Annotated in this window: 19 protein-coding genes and 2 pseudogenes; 11 read left to right on the top strand and 10 right to left on the bottom strand. The window is 36.5% G+C overall.

Translation table 11 applies throughout. The features are described 5' to 3' along the window. Positions 1–121: 121 nt before the first annotated feature. From U736_RS0105045 to U736_RS0105025, 5 genes are read right to left on the bottom strand one after another with little or no spacing between them, the layout of a single operon-like run. Positions 122–1,108, bottom strand: a complete 987-nt coding sequence (locus U736_RS0105045; protein WP_015856708.1) for a TrbL/VirB6 family protein — start codon at positions 1,106–1,108, stop codon at positions 122–124. Then, positions 1,095–1,616 (bottom strand): hypothetical protein, encoded by a 522-nt coding sequence (locus U736_RS0105040; RefSeq protein ID WP_015856707.1) that lies wholly within the window; start codon positions 1,614–1,616, stop codon positions 1,095–1,097. The genes U736_RS0105045 and U736_RS0105040 overlap by 14 nt, the downstream gene beginning before the upstream one ends. Beyond that, positions 1,613–3,967, bottom strand: coding sequence for a VirB4 family type IV secretion/conjugal transfer ATPase (locus U736_RS0105035; protein WP_034451773.1), 2,355 nt, complete (start codon positions 3,965–3,967; stop codon positions 1,613–1,615). The genes U736_RS0105040 and U736_RS0105035 overlap by 4 nt, the downstream gene beginning before the upstream one ends. Positions 3,968–3,989: 22 nt before the next feature. Continuing rightward, the gene (locus U736_RS0105030) at positions 3,990–4,298 is read right to left on the bottom strand and encodes a VirB3 family type IV secretion system protein (RefSeq protein WP_015856705.1); all 309 of its coding nucleotides are present in this window, start codon (positions 4,296–4,298) and stop codon (positions 3,990–3,992) included. Further along, positions 4,299–4,625 carry a TrbC/VirB2 family protein gene (locus U736_RS0105025; protein ID WP_015856704.1) on the bottom strand — a complete coding sequence of 109 codons (327 nt, stop codon included), beginning with the start codon at positions 4,623–4,625 and terminating at the stop codon, positions 4,299–4,301. It abuts the gene before it with no gap. A gap of 396 nt (positions 4,626–5,021) precedes the next feature. Between U736_RS0105025 and U736_RS0105020 the strand changes: the two genes are divergently transcribed. Beyond that, a complete protein-coding gene (locus tag U736_RS0105020) occupies positions 5,022–5,762 on the top strand; it encodes a hypothetical protein (RefSeq protein ID WP_026500374.1) in 741 nt (246 codons plus the stop codon). A gap of 1,630 nt (positions 5,763–7,392) precedes the next feature. Here U736_RS0105020 and U736_RS0105015 read toward each other — a convergent pair. After that, positions 7,393–7,752 carry a helix-turn-helix domain-containing protein gene (locus U736_RS0105015; protein WP_015856702.1) on the bottom strand — a complete coding sequence of 120 codons (360 nt, stop codon included), beginning with the start codon at positions 7,750–7,752 and terminating at the stop codon, positions 7,393–7,395. Between the two features lie 1,237 nt (positions 7,753–8,989). On the opposite strand from U736_RS0105015, the gene U736_RS0105005 reads away from it, so the two are divergent. Both U736_RS0105005 and U736_RS0105000 read left to right on the top strand, forming a co-directional pair. Beyond that, a complete protein-coding gene (locus tag U736_RS0105005; protein ID WP_015856701.1) occupies positions 8,990–9,835 on the top strand; it encodes a TIGR01459 family HAD-type hydrolase in 846 nt (281 codons plus the stop codon). Next, on the top strand, positions 9,835–10,836 hold the full coding sequence (locus tag U736_RS0105000) for a bifunctional riboflavin kinase/FAD synthetase (protein ID WP_026500372.1): 1,002 nt from the start codon (positions 9,835–9,837) through the stop codon (positions 10,834–10,836). The genes U736_RS0105005 and U736_RS0105000 overlap by 1 nt, the downstream gene beginning before the upstream one ends. A 1,723-nt stretch (positions 10,837–12,559) precedes the next feature. Here U736_RS0105000 and U736_RS12765 read toward each other — a convergent pair. From U736_RS12765 to U736_RS12395, 3 genes and pseudogenes are all read right to left on the bottom strand, one after another. Continuing rightward, a pseudogene (locus tag U736_RS12765) lies at positions 12,560–12,787 on the bottom strand (D-alanyl-D-alanine carboxypeptidase); the annotation flags it as partial. Between the two features lie 159 nt (positions 12,788–12,946). After that, complete coding sequence (locus U736_RS0104985; RefSeq protein WP_015856699.1) at positions 12,947–13,276, bottom strand: protein tyrosine phosphatase family protein; 330 nt, start codon at positions 13,274–13,276, stop codon at positions 12,947–12,949. Between the two features lie 342 nt (positions 13,277–13,618). Further along, positions 13,619–13,731, bottom strand: a pseudogene (locus U736_RS12395) (tyrosine-type recombinase/integrase); the annotation flags it as partial. 547 nt (positions 13,732–14,278) lie between these two features. On the opposite strand from U736_RS12395, the gene parA reads away from it, so the two are divergent. The 8 genes from parA (at position 14,279) to U736_RS0104925 (ending at position 21,709) form a co-directional block, all read left to right on the top strand. After that, positions 14,279–14,908: a ParA family partition ATPase gene (gene parA / locus U736_RS0104970; protein WP_015856698.1), complete on the top strand. Its 630-nt coding sequence runs from the start codon at positions 14,279–14,281 to the stop codon at positions 14,906–14,908. Further along, a complete protein-coding gene (locus U736_RS0104965) occupies positions 14,905–15,135 on the top strand; it encodes a plasmid partition protein ParG (protein WP_015856697.1) in 231 nt (76 codons plus the stop codon). Before parA ends, U736_RS0104965 begins: the two co-directional genes overlap by 4 nt. Positions 15,136–16,262: 1,127 nt before the next feature. Beyond that, complete coding sequence (locus U736_RS10970; protein WP_372440020.1) at positions 16,263–16,499, top strand: EexN family lipoprotein; 237 nt, start codon at positions 16,263–16,265, stop codon at positions 16,497–16,499. A 187-nt stretch (positions 16,500–16,686) separates the two neighbouring features. Then, entirely contained in the window at positions 16,687–16,899 is a 213-nt protein-coding gene (locus U736_RS0104955) for an EexN family lipoprotein (RefSeq protein ID WP_026500370.1), read from the top strand. A 44-nt stretch (positions 16,900–16,943) separates the two neighbouring features. Then, positions 16,944–17,213, top strand: coding sequence for an EexN family lipoprotein (locus tag U736_RS0104950; protein WP_015856696.1), 270 nt, complete (start codon positions 16,944–16,946; stop codon positions 17,211–17,213). Positions 17,214–17,216: 3 nt separating this feature from the next. Continuing rightward, the gene (locus U736_RS0104945) at positions 17,217–17,435 is read left to right on the top strand and encodes an EexN family lipoprotein (protein ID WP_015856695.1); all 219 of its coding nucleotides are present in this window, start codon (positions 17,217–17,219) and stop codon (positions 17,433–17,435) included. 767 nt (positions 17,436–18,202) lie between these two features. After that, entirely contained in the window at positions 18,203–18,559 is a 357-nt protein-coding gene (locus U736_RS12390; RefSeq protein WP_162147215.1) for a hypothetical protein, read from the top strand. A 2,745-nt stretch (positions 18,560–21,304) separates the two neighbouring features. Further along, entirely contained in the window at positions 21,305–21,709 is a 405-nt protein-coding gene (locus tag U736_RS0104925) for a hypothetical protein (protein WP_015856692.1), read from the top strand. Positions 21,710–22,480: 771 nt separating this feature from the next. On the opposite strand, the gene U736_RS13165 is transcribed toward U736_RS0104925, so the two are convergent. Then, positions 22,481–22,688 (bottom strand): hypothetical protein (locus tag U736_RS13165; RefSeq protein WP_425351860.1); only part of this gene is annotated, 208 nt, incomplete at its 5' end.

Genomic DNA, 22,688 nt, shown 5'->3' with positions numbered 1-22,688 from the left:
TGGTTTTGTTGTAAGACCCAAGGTGTTAGGTCTTATCTGGAACAGGACCATGGCGCGTACGCCAAAGGGCGCACGCAAGGCAAAAACAAAAGTGCTTATTCTTTTAAAGAGGTGCTTTATCTTAAAACCGACCACGACCACCTCCAGATCTTCCTGCTTTTGCTGCCGCGCCTGCCGCACCTTTAGAAGCGTTACCGGCAGCACCTGAGATTTGTAAAGCGGCATTTTTTACTGTATTCGCACTCGTTCTTGCACCATTGGCAAGCATTGTGAAAACCTGTCCTCCTGAAGAGACACCAGCGTTAAAGTATGGTCCGCCAGAGGCCAGCGCTGTTGCAATACCGGGAAGCGCACGGAAGATAATAACCCCTATGATCGAAATGACGAGGACAGGGGGGAAAAGAACATAGATTGATTCATATGAAACTTTGAGAACCTGTAGGATAACTTGACATATAATTGTTCCAAGCATGATCACGAGAACCTGTAAAATGGTAAAATTTATCAAAGTTGTAATCCATGCATCGGTGTATTTTCGCGTTGCATTGAACAAATACAAACTAATGAATAGAGGACCAAGACCTATAATCATTACGAGAGCAACTTGTGCAAACATTTGTACAATAAAACCACCTATACAAAAAAGAATAACGGCTAAAAGCATGATAGAACCAAGAAGTCCCACAACGATCTTTTCAAAAAACCAAGCATTGTATAAAACTTCTTGATAGCGCGCATTTGCCTTTAACAAAATATAATCAAAAACATTGGAGCTTGCAGGATTGCTGTTAAGCGCATTCCCAATAGCGTTGGATAAATCATTGAAGAAAATATCCTTGACATAAGTATTAAATGTATCCGCATTCGTTGCCATTGTTGTCACAACAACGATTTTAACAACATTATTGAGAAGACTATGCATGGAAAGCGCAACGCGACCTGTCATAACATTATAGCCATAAAGAAAGATAAAAATGATTGCGGCGAGATTTAAGGGCGCTGAAATAGCAGAAGATAACCCTCTCACCGTTGTGTCCATCACATTATCGAGAGGGGTTAAAATATACCCAGAAACGCTTTCAAATGGAGAAAAACTAAAGTCTGACATTTGTATTCGTACTTTCAAGTTTTTCTTTTAATTGTTTTTCTTTTTCTTTTAATTGTGCCTCGAGGTATTTATGCTTTTGTTGTTCCTTTTCTTCACGCATTTCGTCTTTTGTTTTCGTATCTCTTGCTTGAATCATATCAAGAGACTGAAGTTTTAAAGAAGCCACTTGAAGATCGGCTTGAAGAAGAGAAAGTTTTACTTGAAGCTCTTGTTGAAGAGCTTGAAGCTTCTGCAATTCTTCAAGGCTAGGTTTTTTTACAGCTTCTGTTGCTGTTGTATCTGTTTGTGACTTAAGTTGTTCAAGTTGATGACTTACTGCTTTAATTTTTTTTGCAGTTTCAGTTGCAGTTTTATATACGCTTTCAGCTGTTTCTGATTTTGCAGCATCTAATTTTTGTGTATTCTCGAGTGCTTGTTTATAATATTCATCCGCATCGGGTGTTGTTTGTGATATTGCATGAGAAATAAAAGAAAAAGATAACAGTGTAACTAAGCCATATTTTTTCATTGATTTTTTCTCCTTTGATAAAATATGGGCAGCCATTTGTCAGGGTCTGCTCCATATTCGTTGATAATTTCATTCATGAGTTCAATGTTTTTTGTTGTGCCGCTTAAAACGGCGATCTCATCATTCATTCCACGTAAGTTAAGTTCTGCAACGACGGAACTTTGTCCTTGTTTGACGAGAAAACGACGGGATTCTCTGCTTAATTCTGACTGTATCAGTTCAAATTCACGCTCAGTAAGTTTGAAAGCTTCGACATAATCATTGTAATTTGCTTTTTGATTTGGAAAAAATATTTGGGTGGGGCATTGCTCAATAATTGTGTGCGCGATTGTTGAGTTCAAAGCATCTTTAGGGCTTTGTGTTGCAAAGAGCATCATGCCATTTTGTTTACGGATTGTTTTTAGCCGATCTTGCGCAAAAGCTTTGAATGAATCATCTTCCAAAGCTTTCCAGAATTCATCAACGACAATAATGATGCGCCGCCCATCAATCAAATCAAGAATGCGGTGAAAGAGATACATCATTAAGGGGCGCCGAATTTCTTCATTGTCTAAGAAATCGGTCATGTCATATCCAATGAACTGCGCATTTAAATTGAGATCATCTTGATCATTATCAAAAACCCACCCTAAATCATTGCCTCTAATCCAGCGTTGTAGTCGTATGGCGATACCTTCTTTTGATGTGTTGTCAAAAAACAGTTGAAGTGCACCAAGAGAGCGTTGTGTTGGGGGTAAGTTTTCTAAAGAATCGATGGCTTTGGCGATATCTTGTCGCTCTTCTTCTGTTACGATTTGCCCTTCAGCGCTTACCAGCTTTAAGATCCAATTACGAAGAAAGATTTTATTTTTTTCAGTGTATTCCATGCCCTTTAAGGGAGAAATCCCCGTGGGTTGCCCATTTTTTAGAGGTTTATATTTCCCTCCTCCAGCTCGTACAAAAATCTCTGCTCCTTGATCTTTGTCAAAAAATACCATTGTTGGATTGTGTTTTTGTAATTGTGCAAGAAGAAAATTAACAATCACTGTTTTACCAGATCCCGATGGACCACAAACAAACGTATTTCCAAGATCGCCATAATGAAAATTAAAATAGTAAGGTGAACCTGCCTGTGTTTTTAGCAATGCGACAGCAGCTCCCCAAACATTATCGTTTAGTTTGCCAACAGGGAAAGAATGGAAGGGCGATAAAGCGGCAAAGTTTCTGCTGGTAATGGCACCTGAACGTGCACGATAGCTAAAGTTTCCAGGAAGCTGTGCCCACCATGCTGCTTCCAATCCTAAATCTTCTCTGGCAATTACGGCTCCCCCATTGGTTAAATGGGCTCGTGCTTTTGATAAGTTTTCAGTCAATATTTTGGGATGATCAGCAAAAACAGCTAAAGAAATGTGATGCTCGCCCAAAACAAAACGGTTTGATTCTAAATCATCTAGCGCTTCATCGAGTGCATCAATTTGTGAACTAGCACGGTCAGCTGCATTGATCATTTGATTTTGCTTGCGGCTCATAATCGCACCGGCGGCCGCCTTACTTTTAAAGACAAATGATTGTGTTAAAATGAATTCAAATGGTACCGTAAGCAAACCATCAGTCATACCAGGGCGTGTTTTAGAAGGGTATTCTTTCCATCCAAACATGCCAGCAAAGCGCTCATTGCTTTCATGGCGAATTTCGATAATTTCTTTCCCAAAAATAACACGATCCGAGTAAATCGTTGAAGCAATAGTTCCAAATGTGAGAGGAATACGCTCACGTCTTCCCCCCACCAGCTGGTGGAGAAATTCACTTTGTTCAGAAAATAAAATACCTTCATGTTCATAGATTGATAGCAGACGGACTTCATACTCTTCTAAGCCTTGCATAAGGTCTTGACTTAACTCTTCGAGTTTACGAATAGCTTCCTCATCGGGTTCAGATTGTGTTTTCCTCGCTTTACTCAAGCGCTGAAAAAATGAAACCAGTTGTTCTATTTTATCTACTGCGGGATTCCAAAGCAGTGAAATAAACAGATCATTTCTATACAGTTCTTGCGAAACCATTTTCTTTTTATATTTCTCATCTAATGTTGTTGCAAAAGATGAAAGAAAATGACCTTCTGGGTAGATCGTTTCACGACGGCGGATGATGTGAGAATATAAAGCAACCCGTTCATCTGCAATATTTTTTAAAAGGGTGTTTAATTGGTTGTGTAAAGAATTTAATTGATCAATATCCGCAGTGTCAAAATTTACGCCCTCAACAGCCATCACAACCATTAAACAGCGTGAATTTAAAGCAACGACATGTTGGTTGATATAGCGTATATAGGGAATATATTCTTCAGGCAAAGTTTCCCGTTTCATTATTGACATCTGTTTCACCGGTTTGGCTCCTTCAGCTTAGTTCCTTATAAGTGCGGATAAGGCGCAAGGGGGAGGTAGAACCTCCTCCCCATCGGTTGAGGTTTTTTTGTTTTCCTCGGGTATTGAGCCAAGCAAATAATACGCGAAATTGGTTGTGATCATGCTTTGTCACTTCACGCAAAATAAAGTGCATCCCAATACCAAAACCAATCATGGTAAAATCACTCGTCAAAATAAAAAGAACGGACGTCGCCATGACATTGAGCGCCATCGCTTCCATTGTGACACCGGCAAACATGGACGGTCGTGTACAGGCAAGGAAAAGAGTATCTTCGTTCATTTATGCTGTGCTCGCTAATTTACCGACAAGAGTAGGGGCACCAAAAACAATAGCAATACCAAGAACACAGTAAGCTGCTTTGCGTAAATCAATAAAGCCGTACATCCAGCCAATACCCACAGCAGCAACACATATAATTGCAATAAGCTTTGCCGTTGGACCCGTCATCATTGTGACAATGTTGCCTAAAACACCTTCAAGTTTTGCGAAACCACTCCCATCAGCAACAGGGGCAGCATAAGAAGGATCTGATACAAGCAATGCTGTAAAAAGCAGCATGGTCATGATAACGATAAAAATGATGTTCTGGGATCTATTATCTGTCATTTTACCTCTCTTTAACAAATAATATTTGTTCATATGTCGACATTCCATTGCCTCTAAAAACTGAAAAATGCTGTCATTTGATGACATAAATTCTTCTCGTTTGTTTGTTTTAAAAGCCTTGATAGTGGATCTGTTCACTCTCAAACTCTTTTTCTTAAAGAGACAGAAGTCTTTTCAAACTGAGATTGTGTTACATGAAAATGGCAATTTTAAGTTGTATGTATTGGTAAAGACAATAATATTAAAATAATGCAAGAAGGAATATTGTTCTTTACAAAATGTAGTTAATATGCAACACAAATATTTGGATTTTTTTCTTTAAAAACAAGGGGATTAGTGGTAAGTAATGTGAAAGGATAGAAAAACAATGAATTTTTTGAGCGAGCGTGTTAAGAAATGCTATTTAAATTGATTGTTATTATTTACATTATGGGTTCCATAGTGTGGGGATTAAGCCAGTATAAAGATAAAATAGATTTCAGCATTCTTAAAACATTTGAGATGCAAGATATACAAGATATTCTCAATTTTTATCGAAAAGAAGAAAATCGAGAAGAAGAAAAGTTGGTTAAATCTATCACCAAACAGCAATTAGAAAAAAATGAACCAGCTCTCGATTTGCAGAAGAGTGTTTCATCAAACGATGTTGCAAATAATGCTGTTGTTTTTCATGGTAAGGCCTCTGTTACAAGTGGGGTTACATTTAAATTACTGACGCCTGCTGCACAATCTTGGCGCTCATATATCACCCGTGATATTCATCTTTATGGTGTAGACACGTGCGCGCCACGCCAAAAAGCACGATTAAATGATCAAGAATGGCCCTGTGGTGCGGTTACAACGGCTTGGCTTGTCACCAAAACACTTGGGCAGGATTTATCCTGTAAACAGGCTGTGATGCACAATGGTGTTTATTATGCGCAATGTTTTGTTCAAGGGGGTGATTTAGCTGAGGCAGGTCTTGCAGAAGGTATGTTGGTACTCTCAAAAGAGGGAAAAGATCCTATTCCAACTCAGTACCATCATGCGGAAGAAAAAGCACGCAACAACAAGATTGGTCTTTGGTCAAGTGATTTCACTGAACCTTTAAAATGGCGACGAGATAATGGATCTTACAACCCCTTTGAAAATCCGTGATTGGCTTTAACGAACATATTTACTTAAATTTTTATAGAGAAAACTTTATCAATAAAATTGCACCAGAGCATAGGGCAAAAGACCATAGGGAAAATTTGAATAAACCGTGAGATTATTTCCGTTTGTGAAGTAAATGGATAATACTTCCCTTTTCAAGGGGGGGCTCTCAAAATCGCTCTTCTATTTTTACTTATGTGTTTTATAAAAGCAGGAAAATTTCATTGTTGGTGGCAAGACGTTTTTGAGTATTTGTGTTTGAAGGAGAAAATGAGACGATAAAAAACGCTCAAGAAATGGATTTCTAGAGCAGAGTTGATAAAAGTGAAAAATGCATAGACCCCAAAATGGCGTAACATTTGATATAATGGATAGAATATTTTATTATGCATAGCTCTATTATTCGTCGTGGGGTGTGAAAAAACTATAGCGTAGAAGATTTTAAGAAAGATGCAAAATTAAGGGAAGAATGGGGAAAGAAGAGTTTTCTTTCAGGATAAGCCGTTAAGGAATCTAAAAATTGTCAAAATGTTTTACAAGCAGATACTGAAATGTTTTTCTCGCCAAAGCTTAATTCTACAGATCGTGGTCATGCGTTTTAACGGTTATGCATCTCAACAGTAAAGTGTTATATAAAAATTCTAAAATAAAGAAGTTACGTTTCAACGAATAGTTTCTTCTTTAATTTTTATAGTGGAGATTTTTATCATTTTTCATCTTTCAGATGAGCTCCCCAAATCATATTTGCAATCCTATTGTTTGTTTCATCTTTGTTAGATTGAGGATTATGATCATGAGAAAACTGGATAGCATTGTCTTATAGAAACATCTCTTAAGGCAGCCAATCCCATTTCACGGTGGTGTCCGTGAATGGTATAATGGTAGATCCATTGAGCACCACGATTTTTACGCTTCATAAAGGAGTAAGTTGGCGCATATTTGCTAGCTCGTGGGTGTTGCTACAGCTCTTGGCACTTGAGACGGTTCATTATGGGCATTTTTAATCCTTTCTTAATAGTTTTTTATCCACAAGGGCTCTTCCCGCTTGTAACTTGCAAGAGATATGGTTTTGGTTGCTTCAACATGGAACGGGTCTGAAATGAAAGAATCTTACGATATTCTGGGCTCTCATTTATATGCAAAACAATGAACACTCTTTATAAGTCAATGTGTTGCCTTATGGTGGAGTTGGTGTGGCATTGAGATTTTAGAGGAAAAATATGCCTTTAAGAATTTATAACAGATAGCAAGTTTTTATAGCAGGTATATTAAATGCAGATCATCTAAAATAAATAGAACGTCCACAGCGAAGAAGAGGCTAATTTTTTAAAATCCGCATGAATGCTTATTCTGTTGTGCTGTGAAAACATCATCGCTTGAGGTCTGGTGATATAAGACATAAAACTTTATGCATGGGCTGTTTTGATAAGAGAGTGTGGTGAATATTCAAGAGAGGGCTTTCTTGTATAATTTTGTGAAAGGAACCATATGAAATGTGAAGCCGAGAAGGAGCTGTTTTTGAGAAGTTGGATTGTGTATCAACCAGTTTGAGGAGGGATTTGCATCCTTTGATGTGTGGGAAGGAAGCTAAGAACAGAGCGTGTAGCACCCTATACTTATGTTTTTAAAGGTTTTAATTTTGATCAGAAATTAATTTTAAAATTGCTTTTTGTTTGACAGATGTAAGAATTCTAAAACTTTTTAAAAGCAAATATTCCTCTTTGCTCGAGGCGATTTCATCATGATGATACGGGGTGTGTTTTTTTGTGATGATATCAGCGTAAAAAAAGGCAATAGGGACATCCAATATATCGGAAATTTCCTTTAAACGTCCTGCGCTCACACGGTTTAAGCCTTTTTCATACTTTTGGATTTGTTGGAAAGTGACACCTAAATGATGCCCTAATGTTTTTTGAGACATTTTGAGCATTTTTCGCCTAAAGCGAATTTTTTTGCCTACAAAAAGATCAATATTAAGATTTGGAGTTTGCATTTTTCCCCTCCGGTTGCGAGCGCCCTCGCATTGGTATTCCGGGAGCTTGAAAACACTGAACCCTAGTCAGCATTTTGCTTTTAGTGCTGAGAGCACCTGGACATAGCAAAATCTCCCGGAATTCCGAGATACCCACATAGTGGGTTTATTTTTACGCTAGGGTTTCGGGTTTTCAAGGCCCTATTGGTCGTTGCGTATACGACCAAAACATTTTCTAATTAGTAAAGTAATTTTAGAAGATTGGCAATAAAAAGAGTTTTTCTTAAGACGGATAGATTTTTTTAATAGGAGGTTGTTTGCCTTTCAAATTTTTAAGGTTTGCTTACTAAACTCACGTTTTCAGATTCGCTTTTTTCAAAGGTAAACCTTGGTTTTAAGCTTAAGGCACCGTCTATGGTGCTGTTCTTAACCAATAACCAAAATGGCTTGTTTTGATGCGTCTGAGATATCATGATGATAGGGGAAACCTTTTATGAGTAAAGAGCCCTTATGCAAAATAAAATCAAAACAGAATAGATTTGGTCGTTGTATATTCACATGTTTGTTTTGAAAAGATATTTCTCAATGTTAGCGCCCATTTCACAAATGGCGTTTCGTAAAGTGTATAACGTAAAAGCCTCCACGAATGGGATAAAAGCTATATTTCTATCTTTACTGAAAAAAGATACTTGGACGGCACATACTCTTTGTCAGTTCAAAATATTACGACAGTTTTTACCTTTGAAAGGGAGCATAAGAGCTATTTTTCTCTCTTCACGTGTTTTTATTTATACGCTCATCCTGCTTATAATGTGCAAGCGAATAGTTTTGATTGATTCAATATCAACAGATTTGAAATGAGAAAAGATATTTTGGTTTCTCATTATGTATGAATAATAAATTATTATTATAAATCAATAATTCTATACTTAGGGAAGCGTTTTTTTAAGGAGTTTTTTTGTTCGTTTTTAAGAATGTGCGTGTTTTAGATAAAAAACTGTATCAACGCAGTTATTGTTATAATTAAAGTTTTTATGAGAAAAATGAGCATTGTGGAATGATAAGCTTTTGATATAAAGCGTTTTAGAATTTTGCACAACTTAACGATAACTTATTTATTTTGTCATTTCTTATGATTGCTATAAGCGATGCAAAGTTGGAATATGGTTTGAGAAAGCAGATGACACAAGTATTATCTTTCGGTAAGTAGTTTTGAAATAAAAGACAGCTTTAAATGATAAATAAAGATAGGTGCACCATGAATGAACTTACCCATATTGAGACTATTATAACGCATTATGATGCTGTTTTTTGTGATGTGTGGGGTGTTGTGCATAACGGTGTACATGCATTTGAACCAGCGTTGAAAGCATTGTATAAAATTCGACAAATGGGAAAAAGTGTTATTTTATTAACCAATTCTCCTCGGCTACGGGAAGATGTTGCTGCTCAATTACAAAGCATGAATGTTCATCGTGACTATTATGATGCCATTATCACTTCAGGGGATGTAACGCGCGATCTCATTCGGACTGCTCCGCGTAAAGTTTTTTTTATTGGTTCACAACGTGATTTGGTGCTGTTTGAAGGGTTAGAATGTGAATTTGTTGAAGAATGGGAGGCTTCTGTTGTCGTCTGTAGCGGTTTTCTTGAAGATTTTGACGAAGAACCCTCTGCTTATGAGGAGATGTTTCTTCGCATGCGGGCACGGAATTTACCTTTTATTTGTGCTAATCCTGATGTGATTGTCCATTATGGAAATAAAGAATTTTGGTGCGCTGGTGCATTGGCGCGTCTTTATCAACAATTAGGGGGGGAGGTGCGCATTGCTGGAAAACCTCACGCGCCTATTTATGAGTGTGCCTTTGAAAAACTTCAAAACATTCGTGGAATTGTGGAAAAAAGTCAAGTTTTAGCTATTGGTGATGGTCTTTTGACGGATATTAAGGGGGCGGCTCATTTTGGTCTTGATGCCCTTTATATTATGGGGGGGATTCATCATTATGATTATATGCAAAATGGTGTGGTGGATAAGCAAGCTTTGCATTCTTTTCTTGAACATCATGGTTATAAACCACAAGCAATCATGTGGGCACTTCAGTAATGACTAATTTTTTGCGTCTTCAGGGGACTCACATGTTTCCCTCGGCTTGGCGGGGAGCCGTGTTGGCACTTGGAAATTTTGATGGTGTTCATTGCGGACATCAGGTGGTGTTGCAAAAAGCGCTTGATTTCGCGCGGATAAAAAAGAAACCAGTCGTTGTTTTAACCTTTGAACCACATCCAAGAAGTTTTTTTCAACGTTCAGCTCCTGTCTATCGTTTGACAGAGGCAGCTGAAAAAGCTGAAATTTTTAAAGTCCTTGGCTTTAATGGCGTGATTGAACAGCCCTTTGATGCACAGTTTGCCACGCTTTCAGCGGATGAATTTATCAAATCGATTTTAAAGGAAGTTTTTGATGTGTCAGTTGTGGTGACAGGGGAAAATTTTCAATTTGGTCATCAGAAAAGTGGAAATGTGCAGCTTCTTTGCCAAAGGGGAGAGAAATATGGATTTGAGGTTGTGCAAGTTCCTTGCGTTTCGCGTCTTCAAGATTCACAACAGTTGATTATTTCCTCTAGTTTTATTCGGCAGCTTCTCTCACAAGGGAACGTAGAAAAAGCGGCTCATTTGTTAGGGTATCACTATCGGGTATGCTCCAATATTATTCAAGGCGATAAACTTGGACGTCTTTTGGGATTTCCTACAGCTAATCAAATGTTGCCTTCCCAAGTTCGCTTGGCTCATGGTGTTTATGCGGTGCGTTTACGTCGTGCGAACGGTGTTTTGTATGATGGTGTTGCAAGCTTTGGTTGTCGTCCAACGGTTGTTAAAGATGGTGCGCCACTTTTGGAAACCTATTTGTTTGACTTTAACGACGATCTTTATGGGGAAAGCTGTACCGTTTCTTTTTTCCAATTTTTGCGAGGACAAGAAAAATTTGATGGGCTTGAACCTTTGATTGCGCAAATGCGCCGTGATGAAAAAAAAGCAAAAGAAATTTTAAAGATAGCACAACCATTATCAAAGTTGGATAGGCTGCTTACTTTTAAAAATATGCCCTAAACTTATCTGAAAAGGAGAGAAGAGCCGTAAAAATAGCACTGAAAGTGATTATAATCACAAAGATATATTCCAAAACATCGTGGAATATATGTTGTTTCCTTTGTTGAGAGGGAGAATCGAATATCTGAATATCTGATTTTGGCATTATCTTTTTCAAAGTTCGTTTTATGGCTTTTATTGTCATTCAAAAGTTTACTGCTTGTTTCTTTCTGATCCGTTAAAACCCATCATAAAAGATGCAGTAAAGAATAAGCCCCAGCCTATTTGGCAATAATAGACGTGAAGAGGGAGAAAGGCTGTTTTTAAAATTTCTTGCGATTTTAAGCTTATATTTTGATAAAATTTAATCGATAACTTTTTATTTCAAAAATTTATGGTCTCTTTTTTCTAATTTGTTTTATTATGACATATCGTCTTTTATGATGGGATTGGGTTTATGTAAAATCTTACGCATGTGATATTTGGTATCATATGATGAATATTTTAAAAAAAGGTTCGTTTGTTGAGCCTCGTGAAGTAGAGCGGTGGTCAGCAGCGGCTTTGTGCTAACCAATCACGTAAACGAGAATGAAGCTGATGGAAAATGCTTTAAGTCTCGTTTCTCTCGTATATTGTGATAGGAAATCTACATTAAGGAGACTATGATCGATTGCAGATAAAAAGAAATCATTGCGAGAAAGCAGGTGTACTTGTTTCAGAATTTCTCATGCTTTTGATTGATAAAGGCACAATTTGGTTGTCGTAATACGTAAATCTTTCAGATTCTCAAGCAAAGAACTGTCCATATATCCCCTTTGTCCTTCACAAATATAACGCCTATAATGTAACGGGAAGGCTGTCTTGTAAGGATATGAAAATGCAAAGCCAATTATGTCTTGTTGTTTTTTGATAGAAGTGTTGGATAAAAGTTGGGACATCTTTCCAATCTATGTTCGCTCTATTCATGACTTTATGGTGTTGTTTTTCTCATAAAACTTTTGCTTTAGCGATCCTCAACGTGAGCAGTATGTTTGAGATAAAGATTAAAGCGCTTTAGTGCTCTCTCTGCTGTTACAGCTTTTGTATACCAGAGGGGGGGAGTCTATTGCCATATTCATTTAGATAATCTCTGAAATCAACCTACAGCCTTATTGGGGGAAAATATGAAGTTATAAAGGGGTAAATCAGTCCAGATGACTGTCTTTTTTAAATTCGGCTTTGCCACTTTCAAAAGTGTCCAGAGCAATATCTCTTAAATCATGAAAATAACAGTTTCAGGCTTTTCTTGTTCTTTGAATAGGTTATCACGCCCTACAGGTAAAATAAAATGCTGGAATATACTTGTGTTGCTAATTTACGCGCCTGTTTTAAAGAAATATCTCTCAACGCTTCCTATATCCATTTTTATGATGGCACTCATGAATGGTATCTTGTAAGCTCCGTTGAGCGCTATCATCTTTGTGCCTAATAAAAGAGCAATCCGGTATCATCCGTTATATTGACAAGCCTTCAGTGTTGTACAACCTTGGCTATTTGAGAGCGTTTATGAGAGGGATTTTTTCTTAACTCGTTTTACTTCATACGAACTCTTCCTGCTTGTGACATACAAGAAACACGCTTTTGATTGATTCACTATAAATAGACTTAAAATGAGATAATCTTACGGTATTAGGGTTTCTCACTCAACGTGTAAAATAACTAATTATTATAAATCAATATCTTATAATTAATCATAGATTATGGCTTACAGCTTTTTTATAAAATATTCTGCATGCCTTTTATACGGAATATGGGGTTTTCTTAGTGGTTTTACTGTCGTTTTAGGTGTCTGTGGCGTACGAATGAGCTCGTACTGGTAAAGGGAGAGACAAAGAAGGTGAAGCAGTGATAAAAGGTGAGGTGAAAATAAACTTCCTTGATCATCATATGAATTTTCATGCATTTTTACGGCTTCAGGTGTGCATGTTTGTTGTATATTTAACAGCAAAGTTTTCTTGTAGAGTTTTATAAAGTGGGAAGCCTGAGTGGAAAGCGCAAGACAAAGATTATTGACAGATTATTTTTTACAGATCGATGTGTATTTAAGATTCTTCATCTTTTGAGGCGATGAGGAAGTGTATGAAATCTCTGTTTAAAGACGTGCCAAACGATAAAGATGCAGCGAGCGTGCTCCGTGATGGCAATAGGCAAGAAGAGGGAGAGGGGCTGTTTTTAAAATTGTTTGCATGGCTTCAACAGCTGACTTTTCTATAGTTGGAGGAGAAATGGGAATGTGATAGGCTTTTATGCCATATTCATTTGCGACCGTTTTAATGCTAGAAAAGTCAGGCTGATGAAGCTCTTCGTGATCGGGGCGGTTGCAGATAATTGTTTTAAAACCAGCTTGTGCCAATGTTTTGATATTTTCTATGCTAATTTGGGCACTGATAAAAATATCAGGTTCAATTTGTTGTAAATTCATTTTTATTTATTCTCAATTGCATAATCTTCACGATACCCCCTAGTCTGGTATATAAAAGAACATAGTGAAGGTAAGTTTTTCAATGGCATCTTAACAAAAATATTCTTTTTGTCGAGAAGATCTATTTGGGGAAAATGAGCTGTAAGATGCAAAATATCTCACTCCGCAATATGTTCGTTATTCGACCTTATGCAAGACGGCTGTTTGGTCTTTATGGATAATCTATTGTGTTTACCAAGCATAGACATTCCATTGTGTTGCTTGTTCACATGCTTGCTAGAGGTATTCTTATTTCTCTTAAGCCTATTTTACCCTGTCGAGCGTATAAGAGTATAAAATTCATTGATCACTACCCTCTTTACGCTTATGAAGAAGGAAGTCGGCACCATTGTTATATTTGCCAGTCCCCAATGTTACTACAGTTTTTGGTTCTTGAGACGGTTCATAAGAAGCATTTAAAATCTTTTCTTGTACAGTTTTTACCCACACGCTAGCCCTGCTTGTAACGTACAAGAGACATGATTTTGATTGATTTAATATCAGAGGGCATGAAATGAGAGAATCTTCCTGATTTCAGCTCTCTCATTCAACGTGCAAAACAATGAATGCTTCTTATAGTTTGTTGTATATTCAGAGTGGAGCTTATTTGTAGAGTTGCATTAAGTGGATTGCATGAAGGGAGAAGCCCAAATGGTAGGCACGAGATAAGAAACTGGATCATTTACAGAGCATTGTTCACAGATCGACATGGATTTAAGAATCTTCGTTTTAGGGCGGGGGAAGAAGAGCGGGTCTTTTGTTTAGATTTATTTTTGTTATTCTCAAGAACATCATCTTCATAATGTTTTTTCTTATGCTAAAAGAATATTATAAAGACAAAATTGCGGGCTGTCGTTTTATCCTAAAAATAGGAGAAATGGTTATTTTGCACGTATTGGATGCTTGCTTCTTTTATTACTTTCTGTATAATCGTAAAAACGATAATGCTGAAAGGCGTAATAAATGATCATTGGACTTTTGAATCAAAAGGGAGGCGTAGGAAAAACTACGTTGAGTGTTAATCTTGCGGCCAGTTTTGCGCGTACCGGTGCACGGGTATTGCTTATTGATGTTGATCCACAGGGGAGCGCATTGGATTGGGCTGCTGCGCGTGAAGATGCACCTTTGTTTTCGGTTATTGGTTTACCACGTGCAACGGTTCACAAAGAGATTACACAGATTGGTCATGGTTATGATCATATTATTATCGATGGTCCTCCGCGTGTGACTGATCTTGCTCGTAGTGCTCTTATGGCTTCTGATTTGGTGCTTATACCTGTTTTGCCTAGTCCTTATGATATTTGGGCAGCCGATGGAATTGTAAAGCTGATTGACGAAGCGCGTGTTTATAAAGAAAATCTTAAATCTGCTTTTGTTATTAATCGTAAAATAGTCAATACAGCGATAGGGCGTGATGTGAACGAAGCTCTTGGCATATACCCCGTGCATGTTCTTTCTTCTAGCGTTGCGCAGCGCGTGATTTTTGCAGAAGCAGCAGCACAGGGGAAGGCGGTTTATGAAGTTGATAAGCAAGGACCAGCAACAGCGGAGATTGAAGCTGTTGCAGCGGAAATCAAGGAGTTAGCGCGATGAATAAAAAAATTAAAATCGGCACGAAACCAACGAATAAATCAATTCCTTTAACAGCAGATGCATGGGTAGGAAGCCCCAAAGGGAGCATGAGTGGAGGTATGAAGCGCCTCACGATTGATATACCAGAAAGTTTGCATCGATTGATTAAGGTAAGTTGTGCAAGTCGTGGAACTAAAATAGCCGATGAGGTGCGCGAATTGCTTTCACAAAAATACGGAAAAGTGTAAAAAGTGATATATGATAATAAGTTTTCGTTGGTTTGAATGCTTTTTCTAGAGATGATATCGGTTGTTTTTATACGAAGTTAATAATGATAAAAGCACACTTCCTTTTTCACGAGGGCTGCTTCATTTAAGTTGTTTTTCATAAGGTTCTATATCATTTCATGAAAGAGCTATGAGTTTGCGAAAAATTCTTCGTTTCAAACGTTTCCCTATAAATGTGATAATCATCATACTTCTTGTGATCCTATATCGCTAGATGAATAGATATGTTTATTCTTCTATAAAAATTTTCTTGATAATGATTTTAAACGTCAGGTTATTTTTTTGTTTATTTTACTTAATACATGCGTAAATAATGTAATTAAGAGTAGCGTTGATTATTTTTTTTGTTATGCAGCGATTCATTTTATTAAATTATATTCATGTTTATAAAGGGGGGATAAAAAAATACATAAAATTTACTGATATTGGCGCGCTATAATTTATTCCTAATAAACAAAAGAAGTCATTGAGCATATTATAGACAGTATTTCTTACATTTATATGATTTTATAGTCTTAAATAGTTAATGCCAGTCGTAATGGTACGCAAGGAAATAGGCTTTTTTGCTTCAATTGATAATGTATAAGATCGCTTTTTTAGCATTTCTATTGGCATTTAAAAAGTGCAGGGGGACTTAAAGTTTTCTTTCTTTTCCGGTGGTTTAAGAAATGATAAGAGCGCAATCAGTTGGTTAAAAGGTGTATTCTTTCGTTTGCAGGGAATTTGCAATGGATATAGGCATTACGAATTTTTGATAAGATTTTGTGCGACTTCTCATGATGAAGTGGTTTTTGAAAAATGCCAAGATATCAAAATTACTGCTGAAGTTTAAATACTTCAAATACAAAGAGCAGCCGTGCAGATAATGCTACAAATGCAAGTCTGATAAATAAAAGCAGTTTTCATGATTTAACATGTTTGCGTTGCAAGTGTGCGTATTTGCAAAGGAAAGTTAGACGCAAGGTCACAATATAGGAGGGGATGTGAATCCAAAGATATTGTTAATAAAATATAAAACAAAGAGAGGGGTTAAATCATGAACAAGATCATTATAACAGCGCTGTTGCTTTGCACGGGGCTTGTTACTGTTGGTTCACGAAAAAAACTACAGTGTTGAGGAATTTAAGAAAGATAAAAAATTGATGCAAGAATGGGGAAAGAAATGCGATAAAATGGGAGCATCTGCTTTTGCAACCAAGAATTGTCAAAATGTCATGCAAGCCGATATGGAACTTTTTCAAGAGCATTATAGAAATCTTGCAAAGCAACTTCGTGAAAGTGGCAAAAAGGGGAATGAAACTGAAAAAAAGCAGGACAACAATTAAATCATAAAAATATATTGATAGCGGTGTTTTTCTTTGTACGCGATTTATCATCATAGGTTGGAAAAAATTGCGTACAGAAGTTGATTTTAAAATTTTTGAAAATGCACAATGAACCGCATGTACAAATTTAATGGGGCCCTAAATTGTGTCCTAAACTTTGTAAATTTGAAAAAAGGGGAATTTATTGATGAATAAAGCCATTATTACAACAGTGCTGCTTTGTACTGGACTTGCTGTTACTGGTTGTGAAAAAACTTATAGCGTAAAAGAATTTAAAACAAATGAAAAATTATACGAGGAATGGGCAAAGAAATGCGAGAAGGACGATTCACCGCTCAAAACCTCTCAAAATTGTAAAAACCTTCGACAAGCATATATAGAACTTTTTTTGAGACCCTAATTTGTGTCCAAATTTTATCAATCTAAAAGAAGGGGAATTTATTGATGAATAAAGCGATTATTGTAGCATTGCTGGTTTGGATTGGATTTGTCGTTGCTGGTTGTGAAAAAACTTATAGCGTAGCAGAGTTTAAGAAAGATCCTAAATTACTCGAGCAATGGGCAATGAAATGTATGATATCAGGGAGTTTAGATTCTCAAAATTGTAAAAATGCAGATAAAGCGTATCGTGAAGTTCATGCCCGAGATTGGCCTGGTGCGAGCTTTGTACATGATGACGAGAAAAAAACTGAAGATAAAAAGGAGGAGAATTAAATTATGAATAAAATTATTATCACAGCATTGTTGGTTTGTACTGGACTTGTCCTTGCTGCTTGCGAAAAAAATCACAGCGTAGCGGAATTCAAGAAAGATAAAACATTACTCGAAGAGTGGGTAAAAAAATGTGAAAAGATGGATCCATCGTCTATAAAGAAATCTAAAAATTGTCAACATGCCAGACAAGCGTATATGGAACTTATGTTTGGCATTAATTAAAAACATAAAATTCAATAAATTATTCTATCAATAAGGAATTGGTTAATTGTTGATTCTATTACGTTTTTTAGGCTCTCTCTAACGTTAGAGAGCCTTTTTATGGCTTCAAGAATTAGTCTTTTACGATCTGTATTCTTTGTGTAAACGGATTTTATACTGTCATTTGTCCAGCCAAAAAGTGCTTTCAATTGTGATAGTATTGCATCCGAATGAGTTGCTACGTGTTATTGTTAATTTTTCAAACTATGCGCTGATTGTTTAATGTTTTGGTTTCATGTATTTACAACATGAGATTAAATCTACCTTTGGGGTGTTTTTCTGCCTTTATCACAAATAAATGTTTCATCACACTAAGACCGGCTTTAAGCGTTGCGGCTAATTTCGGAAAAATTGGGAGGAAACATTTGTTTGGAGTTTACTGTTCTCTGTCTTAATAAAGGGAAAAATATTCTGAATGGAATTATTATCGTTTTATACTTAAATGTTTTTCTCAAACTGTTTTTAAAAAATTGCTTTTGATTTGAGAATATTATAACATTAGTTAAGATGTGAGGCAGTTTTGCTAGGACGGTTTTGCTGGATGTGTGAGGAAGTGAGCGCTCTCCACACCTTTTCATTTTTCCCCTCTCTTTTTTAAGTTTGCAAGGTTTTTCCTTGTTATTTTTTATTTTAATTGTGTTGTAATATTATCATGTTGAGCGGTGGAGCTCATGTAAAACTTTATGTATGAGGTGTTTTTTGTTCTCGAGTGTGTAGTGAATGTTATTTTGAATAATACTTTGATTTATAAAAATAATTTAATTATTATTATGTTGAATAAGGATCTCGTCAAAATCTGTTCTAGGTTGAATCAATTAAAACCATCTACTTGCACGTTACAAGCATGGAGAGCTGTGTGGATAAAAACTGTTGAAGAAAGAAGTAAAAATGTCTTTTATGAACTATCTCAAGGATTAAAGGTTGTTGCAACATTTGGTGCTGGAAAAGTATGTGATGGTGCTGGTTTATTCCCTCGCAAGTGTATGATGATGGTGTTCAATGGATTTATCATAAGCTTCTTGAAATATTCCTTTAGAATTGTGATATGCCCTGAAGGGGAGAAGCAAGAGGAACTTACTCAATAAGGAGACAAATTATTTACAGATCGGATCTGGTAGAAAATTTAGTTCTTTATGGCGGGAATGAAGTTGAGATTCAAGTAGCGTGAAAAGATGGAAACTGATGGTTGAAAATGCATACAAAAAGCAGAGTTAACACTTAAATAGTTGCAAGCGATGTTTGAAATTAGGTGTGTAATTTATCTGTAGAGTTAAAATTTCGCTTTGATCTTATGTAAAATTAAAATGATCGTTTGCGCAAATTACAAAAAGCCAAGAGAGTATGTTTAGTATATTTCTATTACGAGAACTAAAATAACAACAAAAGCATTCATGGTGATAATCAAGGTTGGATAAAGCACAGCGGCTTTTACGAGGTCAGCCATAAAAACCTCTTTCTGTTCTTTTTGAGGTGATTTTATGAATAACAATATGTTACAAACCGTAGTATATGTTGATACAATATATTAGGCAAGCTTAAAATCGTTCCTTTTTTGTAAAGGCTTGAGGAATTAGAGCACTGTAAATCTTAAAAAAGAAAGTTTTAAAGAGAATATTAATTGATTTTGTAGGTTTTGTGTTGCAGAAAACTTTTTTATCCTGTTATGCTATGAAACACTATCATTTATAGCGGTAATATAAGGCATATAAGTTTTCTTGTAACGTTTAAGTATTTTTTAGTGTGCGATGAATATTCGTAGGTTGATTTATTGAGCCTTTCGTTTAAGTGACTCACATGAGTGTAAAGTCACGAGAAGATCGCTGGATAAAAATTCGGACTACGTACAGAGCAGATTGAGTTAAGATCTTTGTCCTTTAAGGTGCACAGAAGAAGACAAAAATGTTTTCTGATCGTTTATCTCATAGTAAGATCGTTTATCTCATAGTAAGATTGGTTAATGCTGCTCTAATGGGCATGTTTTGCACAAAAGAAAAGAACGTTCCAAACGAAATATACTTATGTTGTATATTAATATATTTGTATTGCATATTTATGTACTTGTAAAAAAAAACATCTCTCAACGCACACGACAAACATTTTACGATGACACTTGTAAATGGTATAACGGTAAATGTGAATGGTATAACAGTAAAGCTCTCGTGAAATAATATAAAAATCTATAGAATGCTACCATCTTTACACTTATGAAAGAGTAAGTCACGATCATCGTACACTTGCTTCCAATGTTTACTATAGCCCTTGGCATTTGAGAAGGTTCATAAGAGGCATTTTTCTTTCAGTGTATTTTATCAACACATCAGGGCGTTGTTTGTGATGTGCAAACAAGTAAATTTAATTTATTCAACATGGGATAGATTTGAAATGTGATGAGTATGAAAGAGAAGAACTGCATTTAGAAGGTTGAAAATGAGAGAAAGTTCGTAACAAAAATTGTACCTTTATTATAAAATGATTGTTTTATGTTTTTATACCAGCAGCACATGTAAAGCCGCGATATTAAGAGCAAACAGTGTTATGGAGTGAAATAATCTATAGGAAGATGCTGTGGAAATTCTGAAAATATCAATGTGGGGAGCGTTAAGCATTATGCATTGGATAATATTTTGATTTATAATGATAATCTATCGTTATTCAACTTGAATTAGAGTCCTGAATACCGTAAAATTTTTTCATTCTAAATCTGTTCTAGGTTTAATCAACCAAAACCATGCCTTTTGCAGTTACAAGTGGGGAGGGTCCATGCGGAGCGAAACTGTACAAGAAAGGCATGCTTTTTGAACCGCACTTAAATGTCAAGGATATCGCAACATGGGGGGCTAGCAAAATATCTGATGGTGCTGGCTTGCTTCTTTTATTAAGCGTAAAGATGGACAGTGCTCAATGGATTTTATACATGTCATGGGGGATTTATCATTATATTATTCATGGGTTATGGCGCGAAATAGGCTTGGGTACACTTAAGAGATGTTTCTTTAAAACAAGCGCGTGAATATGCAATTGAAGACGTATCGAATTGATTGGCTAAGAAACTCTTGAAAAGGTTCAAAAAATCTTATATAGTCGTTCATTGCAAAGAAAAGCGAATGATAATTAAAAAAAGGGAGATTGATGGCTGTTTAGCTGTTTTAAGATGTCTTTTTTAATATTGCTGTATGGCTGATCTGTTCAAAAGAGCATTCTTTTTGTTTTTTATGCGAAGTACTGCATATGTGCAGAAGGAGCATGGGGGGAGGGTGTGTCTTTTTGAATGGGTGCAACTAATTTTGTAGGGTGCCATCTTATGGGGTGCCGGAAGGTGTGCAAGTTTAGGTGCAGAGAGAGCCATAAGCTTATGGAGGGTAAGATGCTGCTATCGATAAAATGCTGAATTTTTAATGAGCTTAAGTCTTTGATATGCTGCGGTTTTTTGTCGGCAGGTGGTCTTTTTATGGACAAAGTTCTCGTGAGAGCGTTGTTGTTTTCTGTTGAAGGCATGCTGGTGACGAAATAGGCAAAGATAAAATCGGCAAGGCGAAATAGACCAAAATAGACAGAGCAAATGTAGAACTTTCGATATTGCTGCGTAAGGCTTAAGTTTATAGCGTTTTGGTGAATTAGTATAGCCGCAATGATGGTTTTGGAGCAAAGCAAGAAAAATATTTGAGAGAATGTGTTGAAAGTTGAAGTGGTATACGCTTTGAAGGAGTGTCGTGCTGTTGTTTGAGCGATGTTCGCACCACGAGCCTTATTGAGTGTATCAGCATTGAAGAGAACCTGTTTAATCTCCCTCATTTGAAAGATTGAACAAGAGTGTTGAAGGGGAAGTAAAAATGTCTGTAGTGCAATATGGTGATGATAGTTTTGCATCAAAAGCAAAAGTTCTTGATAATAATCTTATTGATCGTGATTGGGCGATGACAAAATTTGTTGCTGCTGTTAAAGGATTAGCTCAAGTTGTTGATTATGAAAGCAATATGCTAGAGAGCAGTGGTGTTCCAGATTACGAAGAAATAAATTTATGTAAAATACGTGGTTTGCGTGATCTTAATAAATCCATGAGCGATGTGAAGCGCTACATGAATCAAGATATTGAGCATGAGGTTGAAAGTTTGTTGTCTGATTTACAAGAAAAATTACAGCGTAATAGTGAATTACTTCAAACGCATTTAAATGCAGTTAATGATCTTTCTAGAGCTATGCAACTATCTGGACGTGCAAAAGAAACAGAGGAATGATTCAAATCTGATGAATATTGGCTGTTTTAAGTGATGACAATGATTAGGTAGAGCAGTTTATTTGGATAAATAGTGCGTTTAGTGAGTAGACTTGTTTTAAGCGCATTTGGGTATTTAAATTATTATTCTGTTGTACTGTAAAACGCTGTTCTTAAAACAGTGTTTTTTGAATTGTCGTGATATGAACCGCATGCTGTGTGAAACTAGTTGGGGGAGGACTAAGAGAAGGGGGATTATTTACAGAGTATTGTTTGCAGACTGAGTTAATAGGGAGCTTCATTTTTTAGTTTAGGAGGCGATCAAGGGAATATTTAGACCAGCCTGTGATGCCTTAAAAACAGCTTGCTTGGAGCTATGGTAATGTAAGGTTTTATGCATTAGTCTTTTAAGAGTATGTGATGAATATTGCCTATAAGCCTTATAGAGCACTGTCCTTTGAAGTGTGGTGATGTGAAGCGGTTAGTTGTTTAAATCTATATGTTTGAGACAAAAATTAAAGCGGTTTAATATTTTCTTCTGCTGTTTTTAGTTTTTGTATGCCAGATTGGAGAGAGCATCCAGATTTGAGTGAATAGATTGCTTATATCTTTGTTGGCGTAATATTTTAAATGGGGAGGCGATCTTATTGGGAAAGAATAAAGGGCTAGAAATCAGCTTTCCTCTGTACCACCATCCTTTAATTTAGCTTTATTTTGTTCAAAAGCATCTAAAGCACTATCTGTTAAATGATGAAGACCACGCATTATTTCACGCTTCAGTTTCTCTCGTTCTTTAATGGGGGCACGCGCCCCTCATGTAAAACAGAACGTCATTGTGTTGCCAATTCACGTGCTTTTTTAAAGAAACATCTCTTAAGGCATCCAATCCCATTTCACGGTGGTGTTCGTGAATGGTATAATGGTAGATCCATTGAGCACCACGATTTTTACGCTTCATAAAGGAGTAAGTTGGCGCATATTTGCTAGCTCGTGGGTGTTGC

It is taken from the genome of Bartonella grahamii ATCC 700132 (assembly GCF_000518085.1).
Taxonomy (GTDB): domain Bacteria; phylum Pseudomonadota; class Alphaproteobacteria; order Rhizobiales; family Rhizobiaceae; genus Bartonella; species Bartonella grahamii.
The sequence above is the reverse complement of the archived record's forward strand: the minus strand, read 5'-3'. Positions and strand labels throughout refer to the sequence as shown.

Bases quoted from the DNA above. Each gene is read 5' to 3' on its own strand.
- U736_RS0104965 (WP_015856697.1), top strand. From the start codon at position 14,905: ATGAATAAAAAAATTAAAATCGGCACGAAACCAACGAATAAATCAATT.
- U736_RS0104945 (WP_015856695.1), top strand. From the start codon at position 17,217: ATGAATAAAATTATTATCACAGCATTGTTGGTTTGTACTGGACTTGTC.
- U736_RS0105040 (WP_015856707.1), bottom strand. From the start codon at position 1,616: ATGAAAAAATATGGCTTAGTTACACTGTTATCTTTTTCTTTTATTTCT.
- U736_RS0104950 (WP_015856696.1), top strand. From the start codon at position 16,944: ATGAATAAAGCGATTATTGTAGCATTGCTGGTTTGGATTGGATTTGTC.
- U736_RS0105025 (WP_015856704.1), bottom strand. From the start codon at position 4,625: ATGACAGATAATAGATCCCAGAACATCATTTTTATCGTTATCATGACC.
- U736_RS0105005 (WP_015856701.1), top strand. From the start codon at position 8,990: ATGAATGAACTTACCCATATTGAGACTATTATAACGCATTATGATGCT.
- U736_RS0104985 (WP_015856699.1), bottom strand. From the start codon at position 13,276: ATGAATTTACAACAAATTGAACCTGATATTTTTATCAGTGCCCAAATT.
- U736_RS0105035 (WP_034451773.1), bottom strand. From the start codon at position 3,967: ATGTCAATAATGAAACGGGAAACTTTGCCTGAAGAATATATTCCCTAT.
- U736_RS0105020 (WP_026500374.1), top strand. From the start codon at position 5,022: ATGCTATTTAAATTGATTGTTATTATTTACATTATGGGTTCCATAGTG.
- U736_RS0105000 (WP_026500372.1), top strand. From the start codon at position 9,835: ATGACTAATTTTTTGCGTCTTCAGGGGACTCACATGTTTCCCTCGGCT.
- U736_RS0105015 (WP_015856702.1), bottom strand. From the start codon at position 7,752: ATGCAAACTCCAAATCTTAATATTGATCTTTTTGTAGGCAAAAAAATT.
- U736_RS0104925 (WP_015856692.1), top strand. From the start codon at position 21,305: ATGTCTGTAGTGCAATATGGTGATGATAGTTTTGCATCAAAAGCAAAA.
- U736_RS0105030 (WP_015856705.1), bottom strand. From the start codon at position 4,298: ATGAACGAAGATACTCTTTTCCTTGCCTGTACACGACCGTCCATGTTT.
- U736_RS0105045 (WP_015856708.1), bottom strand. From the start codon at position 1,108: ATGTCAGACTTTAGTTTTTCTCCATTTGAAAGCGTTTCTGGGTATATT.
- parA (WP_015856698.1), top strand. From the start codon at position 14,279: ATGATCATTGGACTTTTGAATCAAAAGGGAGGCGTAGGAAAAACTACG.
- U736_RS0104955 (WP_026500370.1), top strand. From the start codon at position 16,687: ATGAATAAAGCCATTATTACAACAGTGCTGCTTTGTACTGGACTTGCT.